1 protein-coding gene is annotated in these 1009 nt (G+C 72.0%); it reads right to left on the bottom strand.

The genetic code is table 11. The features are described 5' to 3' along the window. A partial coding sequence (locus I53_RS14560) for an efflux RND transporter permease subunit (RefSeq protein WP_043351886.1) occupies positions 1 to 1009 on the bottom strand: 1009 nt, incomplete at both ends.

Genomic DNA, 1009 nt, shown 5'->3' with positions numbered 1-1009 from the left:
GCCCCCGGAAGCCGGCGATCAGCGTCCGGATGCCGGCCTCGACGCGGCGCTGGGCAGCCCCGTCGAGGCCGGACTCCAGATCGATGTGGATCTCGCTGTAATGCGGCCCGGCGGTATCCTCGGCGGCCTCGGCGCGCCCGATCTGCGCCGCCACGGCGCGCACGCCGGGGATCTCCTTCAGATCGCCGGTGATCAGGGTCCCGAGCCGCTGCGATTCCTGCAGGGAGGTGCCGGGAATGGCCACCATGTGCAGGATCATGTGTCCCTCCTTCAGGTCGGGGAGGAACACCGCTCCGAGGGTCGGCAGGATGGCGGCCCCCGCAAGGGTCACCAGCAGCGCGCCGGCCATGGCGATCCGCGGCACCCGCCCGATGCCGGCGAGCAGCCGCAGATAGGCAGCCCGGCTCCAGCGCACCACCGGCGGGTCGGGCGGAGCGGCGCCCGCATGGCGCGTCATACGACTGCCGAGGAGCAGGATCGCGAGGGCCGGCGTGACCGTGAGCGCGACCAGAAGCGAGGCGACGACCGCCGCGATGTAGGCCAGCGCCAGCGGACCGAACAGCCGGCCGGCGACGCCGGTCAACGCGAGAATGGGCAGGAACATCAGGATCACCGCGAGCGTCGCGTAGGCGACCGACGTCCGCACCTCGAGCATCGCGGCCAGAACCACGCGGGGGATGCTGCGCCGTCCGCCCCGCGCCTCCCGCAGGCGGCGGGAGACGTTCTCGACGCCGATCACCGCGTCGTCGACCACCTCCCCGATGGCGAGGGCCAGCCCGCCCAGCGTCATGGTGTTGAGGCTCTCGCCCCAGGCTTGGAGAACGAGCGCGGCGGTGATCAGCGACAGCGGGATCGCCGCTGCACTGATCACCGCCGCCCGCCAATCCGCCAGGAAGACGAGGAGTACGATCATCACCAGCACGCCGCCCAGCGCCAGCGCCTGGATCACGTTGCCCGTGGCGACATCCACGAAGTTCGCAGGCCGGAACAGGTCCGCCCGCAGGCTCAC

This window comes from Methylobacterium sp. B1 (genome assembly GCF_000333255.1).
In the GTDB taxonomy this organism is placed as follows: domain Bacteria; phylum Pseudomonadota; class Alphaproteobacteria; order Rhizobiales; family Beijerinckiaceae; genus Methylobacterium; species Methylobacterium fujisawaense.
Note: the sequence above shows the minus strand (reverse complement) of the source record. Positions and strands in the feature narration are given on the sequence as shown.